1 pseudogene is annotated in these 1250 nt (G+C 69.6%); it reads right to left on the reverse strand.

The annotated features are described in order from the left end of the window. Nucleotides 1-710, reverse strand: a pseudogene (locus ACIKT0_RS18535) (M23 family metallopeptidase); the annotation flags it as partial. Nucleotides 711-1250: the final 540 nt, after the last annotated feature.

Consider the following 1250-nt stretch of genomic DNA (forward strand, 5'->3'; position numbering starts at 1 on the left):
CCGGTCGCCTCGGCCGCGTATGCGAGGCGGCTCTGCGCGCCCGGCGCCATCTGCGCCGGCTGGTAGCGCGAGGCGAGCTCGAACGCCGCGGTCTCGCGAACCGCGGTGCGCACATCGGTCGGCGGCACCGTCGGGCCCTGGTCGGGCGCGATCCGTTCGTGACCGAGGTCGCTGACCGTGAAGGAGAGATCGCCGTCGGGGTCGCTGTCCGGCTGGGTTCGGTCGGGCTCGGCGGCGACCACTTTCATGGGGTCGAACGGCGGCACCTGCGAGGCGAACTCGCTCGGCGCGCGGGCGAGCGGCGCGCTGACCCGAACGAACGGACGCATCTTCACCACCTCGCGGTCGCCATGGCGGGTCGTGGTGCTGACGCGCATCGTCTGCCGCGCCGCCGGCGCCTCGGGATCCGCCGAGAGCCGGTCGCCTTTGCGGGCGCCGTTACTGAGGCGCTCATCGTCCGGCCGCTCGGGCGTGACGGTCCGGCGAAAGGCGTCGGCGATGTGGGCGCCGTCCTGAAGAGTGGAGACGATCGCGCCCCCAAGCAGCCCCGCGCCGGCCATTCCGGTGAGCACGGTCGCCGCGAGCCAGCGCAGGCTGACCGCGCGCGGGTCCGGCGGACCCGCCGTTCCACCGACGCTCAGCGCGTCGACCGCCAGATCAAGTGCGGGCGCGCGGGAAGGAAGGCTGCGCGCTGGGCGTCCGACGTGCAATGCGGTGGCGCTCCCCAAGGGGTTGAGCTTCGGCGTCTGCGAACGGGTCCGCGACCGTATAGCGAGACGCGCGGGCCGCCAACGCCTGAGATCGCGAGCATGGAGGAGGCAGAGGCCCCCGTATTATGGCGTGAATGCGGCTGGAGGGCCGGTGGCTTGCTCTGCGTTGTCGGTCGCTCACCAAGGGCCGGCGCCCGCCTTCCTGACGCCTTCAGGGGCGCGCGCGGAGCTGAAGGAGCTGACGCCCCTTGAGCTTCTTGGATCCCGTAAGAAGTTTCACCGGCAGGCGATTTTTTTGGAACGAGGTCGTTGACACCCCGAAACGTCGCGGCGTATATAGCCCTCACACCGGGACGACGACGGAGCCAAGCGGTTCCGGCGACGCCCCGATCAGTCTCTCCAGCATGGCTTCGGCCGGTTGTGGCGGACTTAAGCGGCTGAGCGGGGATGCTCGTTTGGCTGTGCGCATCTGGTTTTTCCGGGTGCTGGCTGTTTGACAAGTTGATCTTGAGAAAGAGAAACGTGGTCGGCGGGGTTCTT

Source organism: Hansschlegelia beijingensis, from assembly GCF_045505405.1.
GTDB classification, from domain to species: domain Bacteria; phylum Pseudomonadota; class Alphaproteobacteria; order Rhizobiales; family Methylopilaceae; genus Methylopila; species Methylopila beijingensis_A.